We start from the raw sequence: 14,124 nt of genomic DNA on the forward strand, positions 1-14,124 counted from the left end.
AAAAGAGCTTGCTGAAACTTTGGGAATAAAACAGCCATCGCTTTCAGCAATAGAAAATCGTGGCAATGATCTTAAGATTTCAACCATGAAAAAGTATGTTGAGGCAATGGGCGGGAAGCTCCGTATTGATGTAGAGCTTCCAACAGGAAAACATATAGGATTCAATGTTTAACAATAAAAATGGGAGCTAAAGGCTCCCATTTTTAGATTCGTATAACGGCCATTATGTTAAATAAGAAAATTAGTAATTTATTTCTTATATTATTTATAGGCAGTATTATTAACCCACAATCCTAGCTTCGTAATAAAGCAAGTATAATCATCCTCAACGTCAAAGCTGTAAGTTTTTAATCGGAATGTCTCTGAGAGAACGTGAACACTTTCACCATTAACACATATTGGACTAGGTACATTATCATCACCTATACATGCGATAGGTCCTTCTAAGCCATATTCGATAAAAGTAAAATATTCAACATTATCAATATCAAAACCTTTTTTATCCGCATTAAATATATTGCTAGGATGGTAACTTCCAGCCACATTTTCCATACTTGTTTTTCGTAATGGATTCACCATAAAAACAAGACCAATGATTTCTTGATCAGATGTTTCTATAGCTTGACCGTTCTTCAACTCATCCAAGCGCGTCCATCCAATATTCTTAACCCAGAATGTCTGATTAGACCTCAGCATATGACTGACCATTTTTCCTTTGCGAGAAAGTTGCAATAATTTGCTTTTATTTAATTTTGATAAATCTGTATTTGCTTTAATTTGGAAATAGGTTAGCTCCCAAATCTCACTATTCTCACAAGTAGATATTCTTATAACAGGTTTATAGCATAACTCTCCGTCACCATTTTTCGGCTTTGACAGTACTAAATCTCCGACTTTAATGTTCTGAATGGCGATTAAACCTTTGTCTGTATTTATACGTGTTCCAGCAGGAAAACCAGCTCCTGAATTAAGATATGAGTCCATAAGTCTCTCTTATATTTTTAATTTGATGATTAGTGAGCTTTCCTAAAATTAACATAATACACGTTATACGAAATTAATGGATGTTCGTATAGATTACTTGCATATTGTATTCGATCGAATACAATATAGTGAGAAGATAAGGAAGCCTCATGATTGAAATTAAACGTCTACCTGAGTTTGATGAATGGTTAGATGGCATTAAAGACAATATGACCCGAATTCGCTTAAATCGTAGATTAGATAAGGTTCAACGTGGAAATTGGGGAGACATTAAACCTCTCCAAGATGGTGTTTGGGAAATGAGGGAGTTCTTTGGATCAGGCTGGCGGATGTATTACATCCAACATGGGGACGTTGTGATTGTGATGCTTGGTGGAGGAGATAAATCTACACAGCAAGACGATATCAAGCGAGCAGTCAAATTATCGAAAACATTGGAGGATTAAAATGGTTAAAGTCGCTGATTTACCAAGTTTTGATATGGCTGAGTCACTCAAAACTGAAGAAGACATTGTGATGTATCTCAATATGGTTCTTGAAGAGAATGATCCAGCTGAATTAGCGCATGCACTTGGCGTAATTGCCAAAGCTCGTGGCATGACTCAAATAGCTAAAGAGGCAGGAATTGGACGTGAAGCGCTTTATAAAGCACTTCGTCAGGACTCTGCACCACGTTTTGATACAATTAATCGTGTAGTGAATGCTTTAGGTTTAAAGCTCACAGTACAGCATGCCTAAAACTTTAAAAAATATAGTAAAAATGGGAGCTAAAGGCTCCCATTTTTAGATTCGCATAAGGTGTATTATGTTAATTTTAGAAAAATTTAATAAATGCATATATTTATATTAGTATTAAATTTCTATATCTTTCAATTTTTCCCTTATGAATAAAATATTTTTATTAACTTCCATCCTCATTTTTACAGGATGTTCAAGCATTGATGTATCTAAGAAGTCAGAAAATAATGATTGGATTAAATTAGATAAAATGAGTCCAGCTTATGATTTCTATATTTCTAAGAAAAGTTTTCAAGTTATATCTGCTTCACCTAAGATTATTAAAGTTACTGGTAAAATGGAAAATACTTCAAGAATTAATACAATGTTACTAGATAGAGGTAATTACGTACTAGGTACAGATGAAATTGATTGCGATCAAAAAATGACAAAAACTATTACTGCTGCAACTTATAAAAGTGATGGAACTCTACTTGTAAAACAAGATATGACTGATTCAGTATTCAAAAAAGTAACACCTGACTCTACAGGAGAAGAAATTATGAAAATAGCATGCACATTATAAACTTGCCCCTTATTTAACATAATGGCTATTATGTTAAATGGGTAGTAATTTAGTGGATTATTCATGTTTTACATTTAGAAAACTTGCAGACACTTTTAAAATTTGTAATCCTTGTCACAAAGGGTGTCTAGCTAAGCTAAGGCAGGTGTTTGTTGTAGTCGGGCCGCTACAATAAGGATAAAGAGTGCCTGTATGTTTAATTTCAAGATTTTTAATAAAGTCTCTACGGAAGTATTGACCATCAAAAATGACCTTCAGCTTAATGCTGAGCTGCAATTAATTAATAAATATAAAACGGCCACTTCTGAAGATTATAAACAGGCTATTGTTTTGATCTTTAAAGAACGTGGCTATACACGTTTGGAAATAGGTCAATTACTTGGGGAGCTAAAAGCTTCATAAAATACCGATTAAACAAAGCTTGGTATAACATCCAGGCTTTATAAAAAAGTACCTAGCTGTTACCCTTGTCCTGATTTTTTACTCTAAAAAGTTCCTCCATCTTATGACGCTTACGCCACCTTAAGTTTATTTACCCTCTTAAATCTGTAAATAACTCATCACTGTCTAGTGATGTGGTGTAGTCGCTTGTGTGTTGTATATATCACATCACTGGCCTATCTGAAAAATTAAAAAACAGGCTATGTTTATGTTATCTAATGTCCGAGAACAGTGGTTCTCTAACATCCGTGGGGATGTACTTGCCGGATTAGTCGTCGGTCTTGCACTCATCCCTGAAGCCATCGCATTTTCAATTATTGCAGGTGTAGATCCTAAAGTCGGTCTATACGCATCCTTCTGTATTGCTGTCGTGATTTCTTTCGTAGGTGGTCGTCCAGCAATGATTTCAGCTGCTACAGGGGCTATGGCACTGCTTATGGTCACATTGGTCAAAGAGCATGGGCTTGAATATCTGCTGGCAGCAACAATTCTGACAGGCATAATTCAGATATTGGCAGGCTATTTAAAGCTCGCCAAGTTAATGCGGTTCGTATCTAAATCTGTAGTTATTGGATTCGTAAATGCGTTAGCGATCTTAATTTTCATGGCTCAGTTACCAGAACTGATTAATGTGACCTGGCATGTATATGCTCTGGTTGCTTTAGGTCTGGCGATTATTTATCTCTTTCCTTTGGTTCCCAAATTAGGAAAATTACTCCCCTCTCCACTTGTCTGCATCATTGCGATCACATTACTGGCAATCGCTTTAGGAATTGATGTACGGACTGTGGGTGATATGGGGTCTTTACCTGACACACTTCCAATGTTTTTGATTCCAAATATTCCTTTGAATATTGAAACATTGATGATTATTTTGCCTTACTCGGTAGCACTGGCGGCTGTAGGTTTACTTGAATCGATGATGACAGCAACCATCGTGGATGAAATGACAGATACGCCAAGTGATAAATATCAGGAATGTAAGGGACAAGGGATTGCGAATATTGCTTCTGGCTTTATGGGTGGCATGGCCGGTTGTGCCATGATTGGTCAATCTATGATTAACGTAAAATCAGGCGGCCTTACACGCTTATCAACATTCTCTGCGGGTATTTTTCTTCTTATTCTGGTTGTATTTATTAGTGACTGGCTCAAAGTGATTCCAATGGCTGCATTGGTAGCGGTGATGATCATGGTCTCTATTAGTACTTTTGAATGGAGTTCTGTCACTCAGTTAAAAGATAATCCTAAGAGTAGTAATATCGTCATGATTGCGACAGTGATTGTAGTTGTTGCTACGCATAACTTGGCTCTAGGTGTATTAACGGGCGTATTGCTTTCAGCCTTGTTCTTGGCGAATAAACTTGAAAATGATATCCAGGTGACAGCTTCTTTTGAGGGAACGGCCCGTTTGTATGATTTGAGAGGTCAGATCTTCTTTAGTTCTTCTGAAAAATTCATGCAAGGTTTTGACTTTAAAGAGGATGTAAAGGATGTGATTATTGATTTGACCCATTCTCACATTTGGGACGTAACATCAGTCGCCATGCTTGATTCTGTTGTAAATAAATTTCAAAAGAATGGTGTGAATGTCACTGTGCGTGGCTTAAATGAAGCTAGCTCTATCATGATTGATAAGTATGGAACACATGCCAGAATCTAAGTGAAGGAGACTCTACATTTATGTAGAATCTCTAAAATTAACATAATACACCTTATATGAAATGCGTTATAATTATCTATAGAAATCAATGCTGTAGTTTCTAGTTAATAGCCCATCTTCCCCAAGGTGGGCTTTTTTTATGACTTTTCACGTTCCACGCTTATTATTTAATCAAAGTTTCACGAGTTTGATTAGGTCAATTGAATAATCAGGATGCCTGGTCTTTTTCTTTTTGGCGTTCATCCAGCTCTTTTTTGAGTGCCTTTTTATCCTGGTACGATGCAATCAGCATGATCGGGATCAGCAGCGGGGCCACAATAATTCCCAGGGCAATGTCTTTCAGTTTCGGCATGATCTCTCTCCCTTAGTCATTATCAAAAACAGCATTCAGCACACGGCCAAATAAGCCACGTTTTTTCTTTGTCTCATCGTGTGTCTTTGATACGTGTTGTGGTGTTTCATTGGGGTATGTTACTGGTGTTTCATGAGATATATTAATTTCACTATATTTATTATTATCAATAGTTTCACTTGTTTCTCTACTGTTGTCGCATGGTGCATCATTAGAATGTGTCACTGGTGCGTCATGAGACATTTTTTCTTCAGACTCTTTATGCCCTAATAGTAGTTGAAAGCGGTCTATTTGATCTAAATAGCGTTTTTCTCGATCTTTGTATGACTCAATTTCTTTTTTCATGAAATCAACAAGCTGACGTAAATCCGCATCATCCTTAGATTGATTCACTTCTTGTTTTTGTTCATGCTTTTTGATTGGCTCTCCAAAGCATCGGATGACTTCTGCAATATCAAAAAGTCCATCAGCGCTTCGGGATATACGTCCTTCTTTTATGGCCCTATATAACGTAGAGCGACTGACGTTAAAGCGATTAGATACTTCACTTAGTGATAACTTAGCCATTTACTACATCCTTTTTACTTGATGGCATATATCCCACTTTTTTCAGGTACGGGTATAGTTCTTTTATTCGATCAGGGTTTTGCAGCATCTCTGCAATACGAATAGCAAATTGCGGATAGCTTTCAGTTCCTTGGGAATACCGCCCCATTTCTGGTAGCTCTGAAAGCTTATTTGCAAACATGTGACGTTGTGCATCAGTCATTTGGGTAAAGATATCTACCGTATTGGGGTCTCTTTCTGAAGGTATAGAATCAATTTTTTTATGCTTAAAAGTGAATGATAAGCCTGAGATAGATCTTCCTGTTTTGTACTGTTCATATTTTACATGTATATCAGTGAGCTCATTAATTTGCTTTATGGCTGGTTCTAAAACACGACTTTTAAAATTAATCATTTTTTGATATTCATTAATATCAAGTCCTAATTTTTCTCTGAACTCAGATAAAGGAATAACAGGTGTTTTTCCTACGTCTCTCCAAGCAATTAGAAACTCATATAGACGAATAGCATATTTGCTAGTTAGTTGGGCAACCTGTTTAAGTTGATAGCTCGTAAAGTGCTTTTCCAATCTTGTAATAAGAGGAACAACATCTGGTGCAAAGGTAACTTCTAATGTAGCAAGGTCATCAACATATGCAATTCGGCTAACCCAGCGGGATTTGACTACAATTTCTTTGTTTGTATCTTTATGAATTTCCTTAAAAGAGAACTTTCTTTCAAAAAGATTATTAACTGCATTTTTTAGAGCGTTATACGCAGCTTCTTTGGTGACATCAAAGCGAGAAGCATAATCAGAAGCATGGATTTCTAATTTACTGTCGGATGAGATCCCTTGGCCTGTTTCTCTTGCTCTTATTATTGATAAAAGGATAAGCCGTTGCTCGGTTACTTCGAGATTATAACTGGCATTAATTAAGGCATTATCTTTTACTACTAAGTCATTTTTCATAAGACTGCATAGGTTATAAGTGTTATTAAGACTACATTAGCATTCAATGTAATCAAATGCAAAGAAATTGTAGTCTTATGACAAAGAAATTGTAGTCTTATGACAAAGAAATTGTAGTCTTATGACAAAGAAATTGTAGTCTTATTAACCTTGAAAGCCTTGCAAACAAATGCTTTCAGAGAGTCTAAAAGCATTTAAAAACTTTAAAAATAATTAAAAGCACAGGCAAAGAAAAATTGCCCTTGGTTTTCGCTACGCTCAAACTCTATTGAATCTCGCTTTCGCTCGATTCGTCGGGGCAATTTTTTGGCTCATCTCGTTGTGACTTCAATAAAAAGCAAAAGCACGATGAATTCGCTTCGCTCATAGAGCTTTTTTACTCGCTACGCTCGATCTAGACTCAATTTTCTGCATGTGATTTACGCTCATTTAGGCTTCACAGCCTAAAAAGCTGTTTTTCAGAGGGTCTAAGCGCGAATTTCAGCGATTTCACTCGTAGACACTCGTTCTGTACCTTCCTATGTGAATTTGAGCTTAAATCGCAAATGAGTGCATTTAAAAGCTAAGTTTTATAGTGATTAGATAAAATCTTTACCTTTTGTATGAGGGTCATAAGAAAAAGCAGGTTTTTTAGTCTTCAATTTTTCTGTATTTCTTTCTGCATTCGTCATTTTCATTTTTTCATTAGAAGTAGGGACCATATCCTGGGACTCTAATTTTTCTATTTTATGTAAATGTACCTTTTTTTCACTCATTCCCATTTTATTCAAATTTCGCAAAACTGAACTGTAAGAAATATTGTTCGCTAGCTCAGGTAAATCAGCGTGGATTTCCTTAATTGTATAACCAGCTTCTAGCCGTTTTTCTATTTCAGGTAATACAGAGATGATGAATTTTTTAGCGCCATGCCTGGTAACCATAATAACTTCCTCTTTCCTTAATTTATGCAATTATGTGCAACTATATGCAATTAAGAGCTTTTATATGATTTTATATGAAATTATCTGCAACTATAAGCTTTTAAATGGTTTTTATTCATTTTAATGTGCAATTATATGCGTTTATGTGCAATTGCAATTTTCGTGATATTGGCAAGATGTGTAATGTTATATAACATGGCAAGCCTAGTTATATAAATTACCTTACTTATTCGCTTTCAGCTCAACGTGGCATCTTGTCCTGCGGAGCTTTTGGCATAGCCAAAATGTACTGGAAATCAAAAAATGACTGAACAGAAAAAGCCGAAACGGATACGCCAAAAAGTAATTCAAGTTGTGGTAACTGAAGCTGAGAAAAAGCAAATTGAAGAAAATGCTGCTCAGGGAAATTTATCAGCTTCTCAATATTTGCGTGATTTAGGGTTGGGTTATCAACCTAAAAGTCTGACTGATATAAAAACAATCCAGGAAATTCGCAGCCTAAAATCAGATATGAATAAAGTGGGGGGACTACTGAAAAACTTAATGAATGGAGAGCTGAGTGATCCGAAAGAAATCCGATCTAAAGTAAACGGGCTACTGCTGGATTTTTCCAAGAACCAAAATTCCATTGATCTATTCATTTCTAAAGTCAGATCCGCGATCAAGTTTTAAAAAAGTGTAAAGTGTGTCCCCTTGTATAGGGGCGTTAGCCAGCCGTTCCTTTAGCGCTATATCCAAGTAGCCAATCTAAAAAAGTGTAAGGTGTGTGACCTTGTATAGGGGCGTTAGCCTGATGAATTTCGTGTAAGAGACTTTATGTTAAATAATAAAATAAAATGACTGTTTGTCGTTAAATGTGAAAAAATCACTTTAAATATAAGTGAAAGAGGTTATCATCTCCTTATTATTTGTTTTGATGTGAAAGATATGCTAGTAGAATTTTCTGTTGAGAACCTACTTTCTTTTAAAGAAAAATCTTCTTTTTCTATGGTAGCGGGTAAAGAAAGATTAAAAAAAAATCATGTAAATGAATCATTTAAAAAAATATCTACTTTAAAATTAGCTACTTTGTTCGGCGCTAATGCTTCAGGTAAGTCTAATATTATTAAGGCTATAGATTTAGGTAAACGGTTAATTACAAAAGAAGTAGATCTTACGTCAAAGTTAGCAAACAAATTCCGTTTAGTTGAAACTATAAATCCTATAAGTACTCTCGAATATAAAATTCATCATAATGATAATATTTATATTTATGGTTTTTCCTTTGATACTGTAAAGTTTACAGAGGAGTGGCTGTATTTATTAAAGTCAAAGGATGGCAAGGCTGAACAAGTTTTTGATCGTACATTTGAAGATCTTAAGCCTAATATTGAATTAGGTCGTATGTTCGATAATGAAAGTCTAATGACTAAGAGTTTATTTGAGTCATATAAAGAGGACTCCCTTCTTATAAGCTTAGTTGATCAATTTAATTTTAAAAATGAATCTGTGGGCCTAAGTCATATGCAAAATATATATGATTGGTTTAGTAATTCCCTTACAGTTATTTATCCAACTTCAAAAGCAACAGAAGGTATTCACCATGAATTGAATAGAAATTCAGACTTTAGAGATCTTTTTACAAGATTCTTAAACGCATTAGATACTGGAATAGATAATATTGTTTTTAAAGAAATAAAAAGAGAAAACCTACCATTTCCTGATCAATTCTTAGATAAGGTTATAGCTTCTTTATTAAAAAAAGGTAGTGAAAAAAATACTGCCTCTATTAGTGATCCAGTTAAAGGTGAACTTGTTTTAATTAATAAAGATAATGATGAAATACAGTTTTTTAAATTAGTTACCCAACGAAAAGTAGATGGTACTGATAAATACGTAGATTTTGATAGTTCAGATGAAGAGTCAGATGGTACAAAAAGATTATTTGACTTAATCCCTATAATTTTATCGACAATTCAGGGCGGTAATGTTGTCATAGTTGATGAAATAGAAAGAAGCTTACACCCTAACTTAGTTCAGGCTTTAATAAAGTTTTATATTAAAATTTCAAAAGATATTTATAGCCAATTGATTTTAGCTACGCATGAATCTGCACTTTTAGATCAGGAACTATTACGACGAGATGAAATTTGGTTTATTTCAAAAGCTAAGAATGGTGCATCTAGTCTACATTCACTGGCTGAATATAATCAAAGATTTGATAAAGAGTTGCGAAAAAGTTATCTCAATGGTCGATTTGATGGCATTCCAAATCTTTCAGAAATAGGTAGCAATATTACATGAGTCGTAGTTTTGAAGCTGTTGTTAGGACTGAAAAGTATAAAGAGCCAAATAAGTTTTTCTATATAGCATGTGAGGGACATGTTACTGAAGTTGAATACTTTCAAAAACTGAATGAGGTTGGTGAAAAGTGTAAATTTGTACATTATGAGCGGGCTGAGAATGAAAAAAATAATAGCTCCCCAAAAAATGTTTTTAAGACATTAAAGAAAAATGTCAAAGAGGCAGGACTAAATCCTAAGACAGATGAGTGTTGGATTATTGTCGATAGAGATCAATGGAATAAGAATTTAGCAGAAGCAGTACAAGAGTGTTTGAATCATAATTACAAATATTCTGTTTCTTCACCATGCATAGAAATTTGGTTCATTATGCATTTGGTGAAAATAGACTCATTAATTCAACCTTTTCAAGCCCCCCTCCTACAAAATCCTATTTTTTACATTAGAAAAGATAGACGTAAAACAAAAGTACAATTTTGTGAAAGTTATTTGGATTTTTTATTAAAGACATATTTAGGAAAAGATATGGCTTATGAGAAAAATTCGGCACTTCCTGATGAATTTTTCAATAAAGAGAAAATTAATTTTGCTATAGAGCAAGCAAAGGAAATAGAAGGAAAAATTAAAGATCCTGAATATCGCTATCCTATGAACCATATTGGATCTCAACTATATCAATTATTAGAAAATTTTCTTAAATTCAATGAAGAACATAAAGAATAATGTGTATTTTTAAATTTTTCTAAAACTAACATAATACGGACTACCCAGCGTAAATAGGCAATAAAAAACCCGGCATCCTGCCAGGGTTTTTTCTTTATACTGAGGTAATTTTTTGATTCGAATAAGATTTCTATTATGACTGAGGGAAAGGCTTTACTGTTACAGGCAAAAGTTACTGATAAAGATTTAGATACTTTCGAGAGCAAACTCTTAAATTTGTGCCAACAATATTTTTTAGATCCATTAAAGTCAGATCTTTTAATACCTAGCCGTTTAAAAGACATTATAAAAAAATATGAAGAAAAACAAAGCCTAAGTAAATTTGAAGAAGTATATATTCATGAGTATATGCTCAGATCTTTAAGCGGTTTCCTGCCAGACTTTCAGAAAAAAATTAGACATAAAGTTGAATTAGAAAGAGTAGCTGAGGAAAAAATTCGTCAGGAGAAGTTGAGACTGGAAGCTATTGAAAAACAAAAGTTGCTTGAGTCAGATCCTGTTTATATTGCAAAGCAAAAAGAAAAAGCATTACTAAAAAAATACGACATTAATGAATATCTATCAGGGGCATCACCTACAGAGCTTTCTGAAATTTTGAATAAGCTAGAAAATGAAACAAGACTTTCTCAAGATGAGGCTGTTTGGTTAAATACAATAGGTAAAAAATTCTTTACTGCCAAAGTTCGTCATAAATTTCATCGATTAGAAGCTAATTATTATTTGCAGGAATATGCAAAGAACACCAAGAACATTTGGAATGCTATTAATGCTAGTAGTCAATTAAGAAAGTGTAAGGAAAGTGTTGAAGCAGAAGAATTTTTAGAAAAAATTTCCACTAATGGTATCAAGGATAAAAAATTATTATCTGCGTATTTCACTACTCTTGGTGGAGTTAGACGTGATCTTCGCAAGGTTAACGTGGCCATTGATAATGCATCCAAAGCTCATAATTTAACTCCAGATAATTATCGTCCTTGTACTTTATTAGGCGCTATTTATATGGAAACGTATCAATATACACTTGGGCATGAGTGGTATGAAAAAGCTAGTGAACGAGGTGCAACAAATCAATCAATTAATGCTGATCTTAAAAGCATTATCTCTAAGATGGATAAAGCTAAACGTAATGAAATGATTGAACATTTATTGAAGTTAGATCCTCACGCATACTCATGGCTAAAGTCTCTAAAAACAGCCGTAATAAACAAGCCTACAAGTAAACAAAATAAAGTTGAGCAGTCAGTAAAAGCTCAGAAAAAAGCATCGCCACCACAGCCAAAGAAGAATGCTCAAAATAAGCAGCCTAAAAATTCTGAAAAAAGTTTAAAGGCCCTTTTAGAACAGGGAGCTAAGGCACACAATTTAAACCAGCCAGTGAGCCTATCAAAACCCTCATGCATGAAGCCAAAGAAGAAATAATTTATTATTGAGTTTCGCTAAAATTAACATAATACACGTTATACGAATCTAAAAATGGGAGCTTAAGCTCCCATTTTTACTGATGATTTTTTAATTCTTTTAGCATGGCATCCCGCAAGATTTCATTCATGCGTGTCTGATAACCTTTACCTTGTGCTTTGAACCATGCAAGTACATCAGCATCTAAACGAATAGATGTTTGTTGCTTCACTGGTCGATAGAATTGATTGTGGCGGACAGCATTACTCCAGTCGGTAATTTCAGGAATATCTGATAGATCTAGCTGATCGTCAGGAACCGTTCCCTTAGCAAGCAAGCGTTCAATTTCAGCATCTTGCTTGTCGCTGAATTTTTCATTCAGTTCTTTGCGTGAGTATCTAACCGTGCTCATATCTATCTCGCTCCGCCTTAGTGACTTGTCTTGCACTAATGATTCGTATGATTTCACAATCATCTTCATCGAAGATGGTGTGAGCTACTAATAGCATTAGTACGCCTTTTACTCTTCCAATGGTTTGCCAACGTTCTTCACCATCGGTATGTCTATCCTGGATTGAGATCCGTAATGGATCATCAAAGACAAGGCTTGCAGTTTCGAAAGAGATATCATGCTTTTTCTGATTCTTTCGATTCTTTGCCTCATCCCATTCGAAATACTGTTCCATAAAAAACATTCAAATTAGTATATACAATAATGTATCATAAAATTGTATCACTCAAGCTGAAAAGCGTAATTTCTAGTCAAATTTATTGGCAAGAACTATCAAAATCGATCATAAAAAAGCCGACTTGTTTCAAAATCGACTTTTTGCTGATTTCTTAGTCATGACTAAATTTTTAAGTTATTGATTTTTATATTAATATACAAGTGTATTGCGTATAATCGCCATTATGTTAAATAGCATAAAAAGGGACCTCAGATTTGGGTCCCTTTTATCTAAATTATTTGTATGCTTGGATAGATTTTAGAATCTCCTGTCTGGCTTCTTCTACATTACCCCAACCATTAAATTTCATCCATTTACCTTTTTCCAAGTCTTTATAATGTTCAAAGAAATGTTTCATTTGATCTAATTGAAGCTGAGGGAGGTCGCTCAGATCTTCAACATTGTTATATAGAGGTGTGAGCTTAGAATGAGGTACAGCAATGATCTTTGCATCAATACCGGCTTCATCTTCCATATACATGACTCCGACAGGTCTGCTGCGAATTACTGATCCTACAGCAACCGCATGGGGAGCTATTACAAATACATCTAAGGGATCACCATCCTCGCTTAATGTTTGAGGAATATAACCGTAATTGTACGGATATGACATTGCTGTACTTAGAAAGCGATCAACCAATAAAGCATCATATTCTTTATTCACTTCATACTTGATGGGTTTAGCATTTGCCGGGATTTCGATGATGCTATTAAAGTCATCTGGTGGATTAGTACCTGCTTTAACATTTTTAAAAGTCATTGTTTTACCTTCTAATATTTAGATTATTAATGATTAGTGAAAAATTGATAGGAAAGTATTCCTAGTACTGTAAAGATTAATGAACCTATTACATGGATGGCTATTGTTGAGATAGCATATTCAAACTTTGAAGCTTGTAGCAACGCAACAATTTCAACTGAAAATGTTGAAAAGGTCGTTAAAGCACCGCAGAAGCCTGTCACAACGAATAACTTATAATTAGGGCTTATTGAGCTATTTGAAAAAAATGATACAGCTAATCCAATAATAAAAGCACCGATTAAGTTAACAATCACTGTCCCGAAAGGAATATTTTCAAATACGCTATTAAATCTTAGACTTATGCCCCAACGAAGCCAGGCACCGATTACAGAACCGAGAGCAATTGATAAAAGAGAAAGATACATGTCTGCTCCTAGTTATGAGCAGCAAAAGATATATAAATAAAGAACTTTATGACGGGAAAACATAGCGTAGCTCCATTTTGTAAAAGCAGAGCACGCGACTACGTACCCTGCTTGAGGGAAACGTAGGTATCATCAGCCAGAATTGGCGGTTTGTGTAAGGAGGATAGCCATCTCCTTTGAGTACTATTATTTAAAAATTGATTAGCTAATTCAACAACCTTCTATTATTAAAATACGTAAGTTTGATACTTTTTTATCTTTAGTTTAGTAAAACTTGAAACTTTTCATTTTTTCTATAATCTTTTTGGAAAGGGTGTCCAGCTAAGCTGAGGCAGGTGTTTGTTGTAGTCGGGCCGCTACAATATTGATAAAGAGCACCTGTATGTTTAATTTCAAGATTTTTAATAAAGTCTCTGCAGAAGTATTGACCATCAAAAATGACCTTCAGCTTAATGCTGAGCTGCAATTAATTAATAAATATAAAACGGCCACTTCTGAAGATTATAAACAGGCTATTGTTTTGATCTTTAAAGAACGTGGCTATACACGTTTGGAAATAGGTCAATTACTTGGGGAGCTAAAAGCTTCATAAAATACCGATTAAACAAAGCTTGGTATAACATCCAGGCTTTATAAAAAAGTACCTA

The 14,124-nt window shown here is 34.5% G+C and carries 20 protein-coding genes and 1 riboswitch; of the genes, 11 read left to right on the forward strand and 9 right to left on the reverse strand.

Annotation, left to right across the window (positions count from 1 at the left end):
• Positions 1-172 (forward strand): helix-turn-helix domain-containing protein (locus E0H88_RS15470; RefSeq protein WP_131274999.1); only part of this gene is annotated, 172 nt, incomplete at its 5' end.
• 89 nt (positions 173-261) lie between these two features.
• Here E0H88_RS15470 and E0H88_RS15475 read toward each other — a convergent pair.
• A complete protein-coding gene (locus E0H88_RS15475) occupies positions 262-984 on the reverse strand; it encodes a Hint domain-containing protein (RefSeq protein WP_131275001.1) in 723 nt (240 codons plus the stop codon).
• Positions 985-1,133: 149 nt separating this feature from the next.
• On the opposite strand from E0H88_RS15475, the gene E0H88_RS15480 reads away from it, so the two are divergent.
• The 5 genes from E0H88_RS15480 to E0H88_RS15500 all read left to right on the forward strand — a co-directional run bounded on the left by E0H88_RS15480 (position 1,134) and on the right by E0H88_RS15500 (position 4,391).
• Positions 1,134-1,430: a type II toxin-antitoxin system RelE/ParE family toxin gene (locus tag E0H88_RS15480; protein WP_078191612.1), complete on the forward strand. Its 297-nt coding sequence runs from the start codon at positions 1,134-1,136 to the stop codon at positions 1,428-1,430.
• Position 1,431: 1 nt separating this feature from the next.
• On the forward strand, positions 1,432-1,722 hold the full coding sequence (locus E0H88_RS15485; protein WP_004969304.1) for an addiction module antidote protein: 291 nt from the start codon (positions 1,432-1,434) through the stop codon (positions 1,720-1,722).
• 145 nt (positions 1,723-1,867) lie between these two features.
• The gene (locus E0H88_RS15490; protein WP_131275003.1) at positions 1,868-2,287 is read left to right on the forward strand and encodes a surface-adhesin E family protein; all 420 of its coding nucleotides are present in this window, start codon (positions 1,868-1,870) and stop codon (positions 2,285-2,287) included.
• Between the two features lie 192 nt (positions 2,288-2,479).
• The gene (locus tag E0H88_RS15495; RefSeq protein WP_131275005.1) at positions 2,480-2,689 is read left to right on the forward strand and encodes a hypothetical protein; all 210 of its coding nucleotides are present in this window, start codon (positions 2,480-2,482) and stop codon (positions 2,687-2,689) included.
• Positions 2,690-2,936: 247 nt separating this feature from the next.
• Positions 2,937-4,391: a SulP family inorganic anion transporter gene (locus E0H88_RS15500; protein ID WP_131275007.1), complete on the forward strand. Its 1,455-nt coding sequence runs from the start codon at positions 2,937-2,939 to the stop codon at positions 4,389-4,391.
• Positions 4,392-4,599: 208 nt separating this feature from the next.
• Here E0H88_RS15500 and E0H88_RS15985 read toward each other — a convergent pair whose 3' ends face one another.
• The 4 genes from E0H88_RS15985 to E0H88_RS15515 form a co-directional block, all read right to left on the reverse strand.
• On the reverse strand, positions 4,600-4,743 hold the full coding sequence (locus tag E0H88_RS15985; RefSeq protein ID WP_001125247.1) for a hypothetical protein: 144 nt from the start codon (positions 4,741-4,743) through the stop codon (positions 4,600-4,602).
• A 12-nt stretch (positions 4,744-4,755) separates the two neighbouring features.
• Positions 4,756-5,310, reverse strand: coding sequence for a plasmid replication DNA-binding protein (locus E0H88_RS15505; protein WP_131275009.1), 555 nt, complete (start codon positions 5,308-5,310; stop codon positions 4,756-4,758).
• Positions 5,303-6,259: a replication initiation protein RepM gene (repM, locus tag E0H88_RS15510; RefSeq protein ID WP_131275011.1), complete on the reverse strand. Its 957-nt coding sequence runs from the start codon at positions 6,257-6,259 to the stop codon at positions 5,303-5,305. Before repM ends, E0H88_RS15505 begins: the two co-directional genes overlap by 8 nt.
• Positions 6,260-6,837: 578 nt before the next feature.
• Positions 6,838-7,179: a hypothetical protein gene (locus E0H88_RS15515; protein ID WP_005108704.1), complete on the reverse strand. Its 342-nt coding sequence runs from the start codon at positions 7,177-7,179 to the stop codon at positions 6,838-6,840.
• Positions 7,180-7,482: 303 nt separating this feature from the next.
• Between E0H88_RS15515 and E0H88_RS15520 the strand changes: the two genes are divergently transcribed.
• The 4 genes from E0H88_RS15520 (at position 7,483) to E0H88_RS15535 (ending at position 11,603) form a co-directional block, all read left to right on the forward strand.
• Positions 7,483-7,851 carry a plasmid mobilization protein gene (locus tag E0H88_RS15520; RefSeq protein ID WP_131275013.1) on the forward strand — a complete coding sequence of 123 codons (369 nt, stop codon included), beginning with the start codon at positions 7,483-7,485 and terminating at the stop codon, positions 7,849-7,851.
• 255 nt (positions 7,852-8,106) lie between these two features.
• Positions 8,107-9,462 carry an AAA family ATPase gene (locus E0H88_RS15525; protein WP_131275015.1) on the forward strand — a complete coding sequence of 452 codons (1,356 nt, stop codon included), beginning with the start codon at positions 8,107-8,109 and terminating at the stop codon, positions 9,460-9,462.
• Entirely contained in the window at positions 9,459-10,184 is a 726-nt protein-coding gene (locus tag E0H88_RS15530) for an RloB family protein (RefSeq protein ID WP_131275017.1), read from the forward strand. The genes E0H88_RS15525 and E0H88_RS15530 overlap by 4 nt, the downstream gene beginning before the upstream one ends.
• 135 nt (positions 10,185-10,319) lie before the next feature.
• Positions 10,320-11,603, forward strand: a complete 1,284-nt coding sequence (locus E0H88_RS15535) for a tetratricopeptide repeat protein (RefSeq protein WP_092692617.1) — start codon at positions 10,320-10,322, stop codon at positions 11,601-11,603.
• Positions 11,604-11,679: 76 nt separating this feature from the next.
• Here E0H88_RS15535 and E0H88_RS15540 read toward each other — a convergent pair whose 3' ends face one another.
• The 4 genes from E0H88_RS15540 to crcB all read right to left on the reverse strand — a co-directional run bounded on the left by E0H88_RS15540 (position 11,680) and on the right by crcB (position 13,477).
• Positions 11,680-11,994, reverse strand: a complete 315-nt coding sequence (locus tag E0H88_RS15540; protein WP_131275019.1) for a BrnA antitoxin family protein — start codon at positions 11,992-11,994, stop codon at positions 11,680-11,682.
• Positions 11,981-12,268 (reverse strand): BrnT family toxin, encoded by a 288-nt coding sequence (locus tag E0H88_RS15545; RefSeq protein WP_131275021.1) that lies wholly within the window; start codon positions 12,266-12,268, stop codon positions 11,981-11,983. Before E0H88_RS15545 ends, E0H88_RS15540 begins: the two co-directional genes overlap by 14 nt.
• 277 nt (positions 12,269-12,545) lie before the next feature.
• Positions 12,546-13,070: an inorganic diphosphatase gene (gene ppa, locus E0H88_RS15550; RefSeq protein WP_131275023.1), complete on the reverse strand. Its 525-nt coding sequence runs from the start codon at positions 13,068-13,070 to the stop codon at positions 12,546-12,548.
• A 26-nt stretch (positions 13,071-13,096) separates the two neighbouring features.
• Positions 13,097-13,477, reverse strand: coding sequence for a fluoride efflux transporter CrcB (crcB, locus tag E0H88_RS15555; protein WP_005225409.1), 381 nt, complete (start codon positions 13,475-13,477; stop codon positions 13,097-13,099).
• Positions 13,478-13,593: 116 nt separating this feature from the next.
• A riboswitch (Fluoride riboswitch) is annotated at positions 13,594-13,661 on the reverse strand.
• 198 nt (positions 13,662-13,859) lie between these two features.
• Here crcB and E0H88_RS15560 point away from each other — a divergent pair.
• Positions 13,860-14,069 (forward strand): hypothetical protein, encoded by a 210-nt coding sequence (locus tag E0H88_RS15560; RefSeq protein WP_010116191.1) that lies wholly within the window; start codon positions 13,860-13,862, stop codon positions 14,067-14,069.
• Positions 14,070-14,124: the final 55 nt, after the last annotated feature.

The organism is Acinetobacter sp. ANC 4216, from assembly GCF_004331195.1.
Classification (GTDB): Bacteria; Pseudomonadota; Gammaproteobacteria; order Pseudomonadales; family Moraxellaceae; genus Acinetobacter; species Acinetobacter kookii.

Excerpts from the sequence above, each read along its gene's own strand:
- E0H88_RS15475 (WP_131275001.1), bottom strand. The coding sequence starts at position 984 with ATGGACTCATATCTTAATTCAGGAGCTGGTTTTCCTGCTGGAACACGT.
- E0H88_RS15480 (WP_078191612.1), top strand. The coding sequence starts at position 1,134 with ATGATTGAAATTAAACGTCTACCTGAGTTTGATGAATGGTTAGATGGC.
- E0H88_RS15485 (WP_004969304.1), top strand. The coding sequence starts at position 1,432 with ATGGTTAAAGTCGCTGATTTACCAAGTTTTGATATGGCTGAGTCACTC.
- E0H88_RS15490 (WP_131275003.1), top strand. The coding sequence starts at position 1,868 with ATGAATAAAATATTTTTATTAACTTCCATCCTCATTTTTACAGGATGT.
- E0H88_RS15495 (WP_131275005.1), top strand. The coding sequence starts at position 2,480 with ATGTTTAATTTCAAGATTTTTAATAAAGTCTCTACGGAAGTATTGACC.
- E0H88_RS15500 (WP_131275007.1), top strand. The coding sequence starts at position 2,937 with ATGTTATCTAATGTCCGAGAACAGTGGTTCTCTAACATCCGTGGGGAT.
- E0H88_RS15985 (WP_001125247.1), bottom strand. The coding sequence starts at position 4,743 with ATGCCGAAACTGAAAGACATTGCCCTGGGAATTATTGTGGCCCCGCTG.
- E0H88_RS15505 (WP_131275009.1), bottom strand. The coding sequence starts at position 5,310 with ATGGCTAAGTTATCACTAAGTGAAGTATCTAATCGCTTTAACGTCAGT.
- repM (WP_131275011.1), bottom strand. The coding sequence starts at position 6,259 with ATGAAAAATGACTTAGTAGTAAAAGATAATGCCTTAATTAATGCCAGT.
- E0H88_RS15515 (WP_005108704.1), bottom strand. The coding sequence starts at position 7,179 with ATGGTTACCAGGCATGGCGCTAAAAAATTCATCATCTCTGTATTACCT.
- E0H88_RS15520 (WP_131275013.1), top strand. The coding sequence starts at position 7,483 with ATGACTGAACAGAAAAAGCCGAAACGGATACGCCAAAAAGTAATTCAA.
- E0H88_RS15525 (WP_131275015.1), top strand. The coding sequence starts at position 8,107 with ATGCTAGTAGAATTTTCTGTTGAGAACCTACTTTCTTTTAAAGAAAAA.
- E0H88_RS15530 (WP_131275017.1), top strand. The coding sequence starts at position 9,459 with ATGAGTCGTAGTTTTGAAGCTGTTGTTAGGACTGAAAAGTATAAAGAG.
- E0H88_RS15535 (WP_092692617.1), top strand. The coding sequence starts at position 10,320 with ATGACTGAGGGAAAGGCTTTACTGTTACAGGCAAAAGTTACTGATAAA.
- E0H88_RS15540 (WP_131275019.1), bottom strand. The coding sequence starts at position 11,994 with ATGAGCACGGTTAGATACTCACGCAAAGAACTGAATGAAAAATTCAGC.
- E0H88_RS15545 (WP_131275021.1), bottom strand. The coding sequence starts at position 12,268 with ATGGAACAGTATTTCGAATGGGATGAGGCAAAGAATCGAAAGAATCAG.
- ppa (WP_131275023.1), bottom strand. The coding sequence starts at position 13,070 with ATGACTTTTAAAAATGTTAAAGCAGGTACTAATCCACCAGATGACTTT.
- crcB (WP_005225409.1), bottom strand. The coding sequence starts at position 13,477 with ATGTATCTTTCTCTTTTATCAATTGCTCTCGGTTCTGTAATCGGTGCC.
- E0H88_RS15560 (WP_010116191.1), top strand. The coding sequence starts at position 13,860 with ATGTTTAATTTCAAGATTTTTAATAAAGTCTCTGCAGAAGTATTGACC.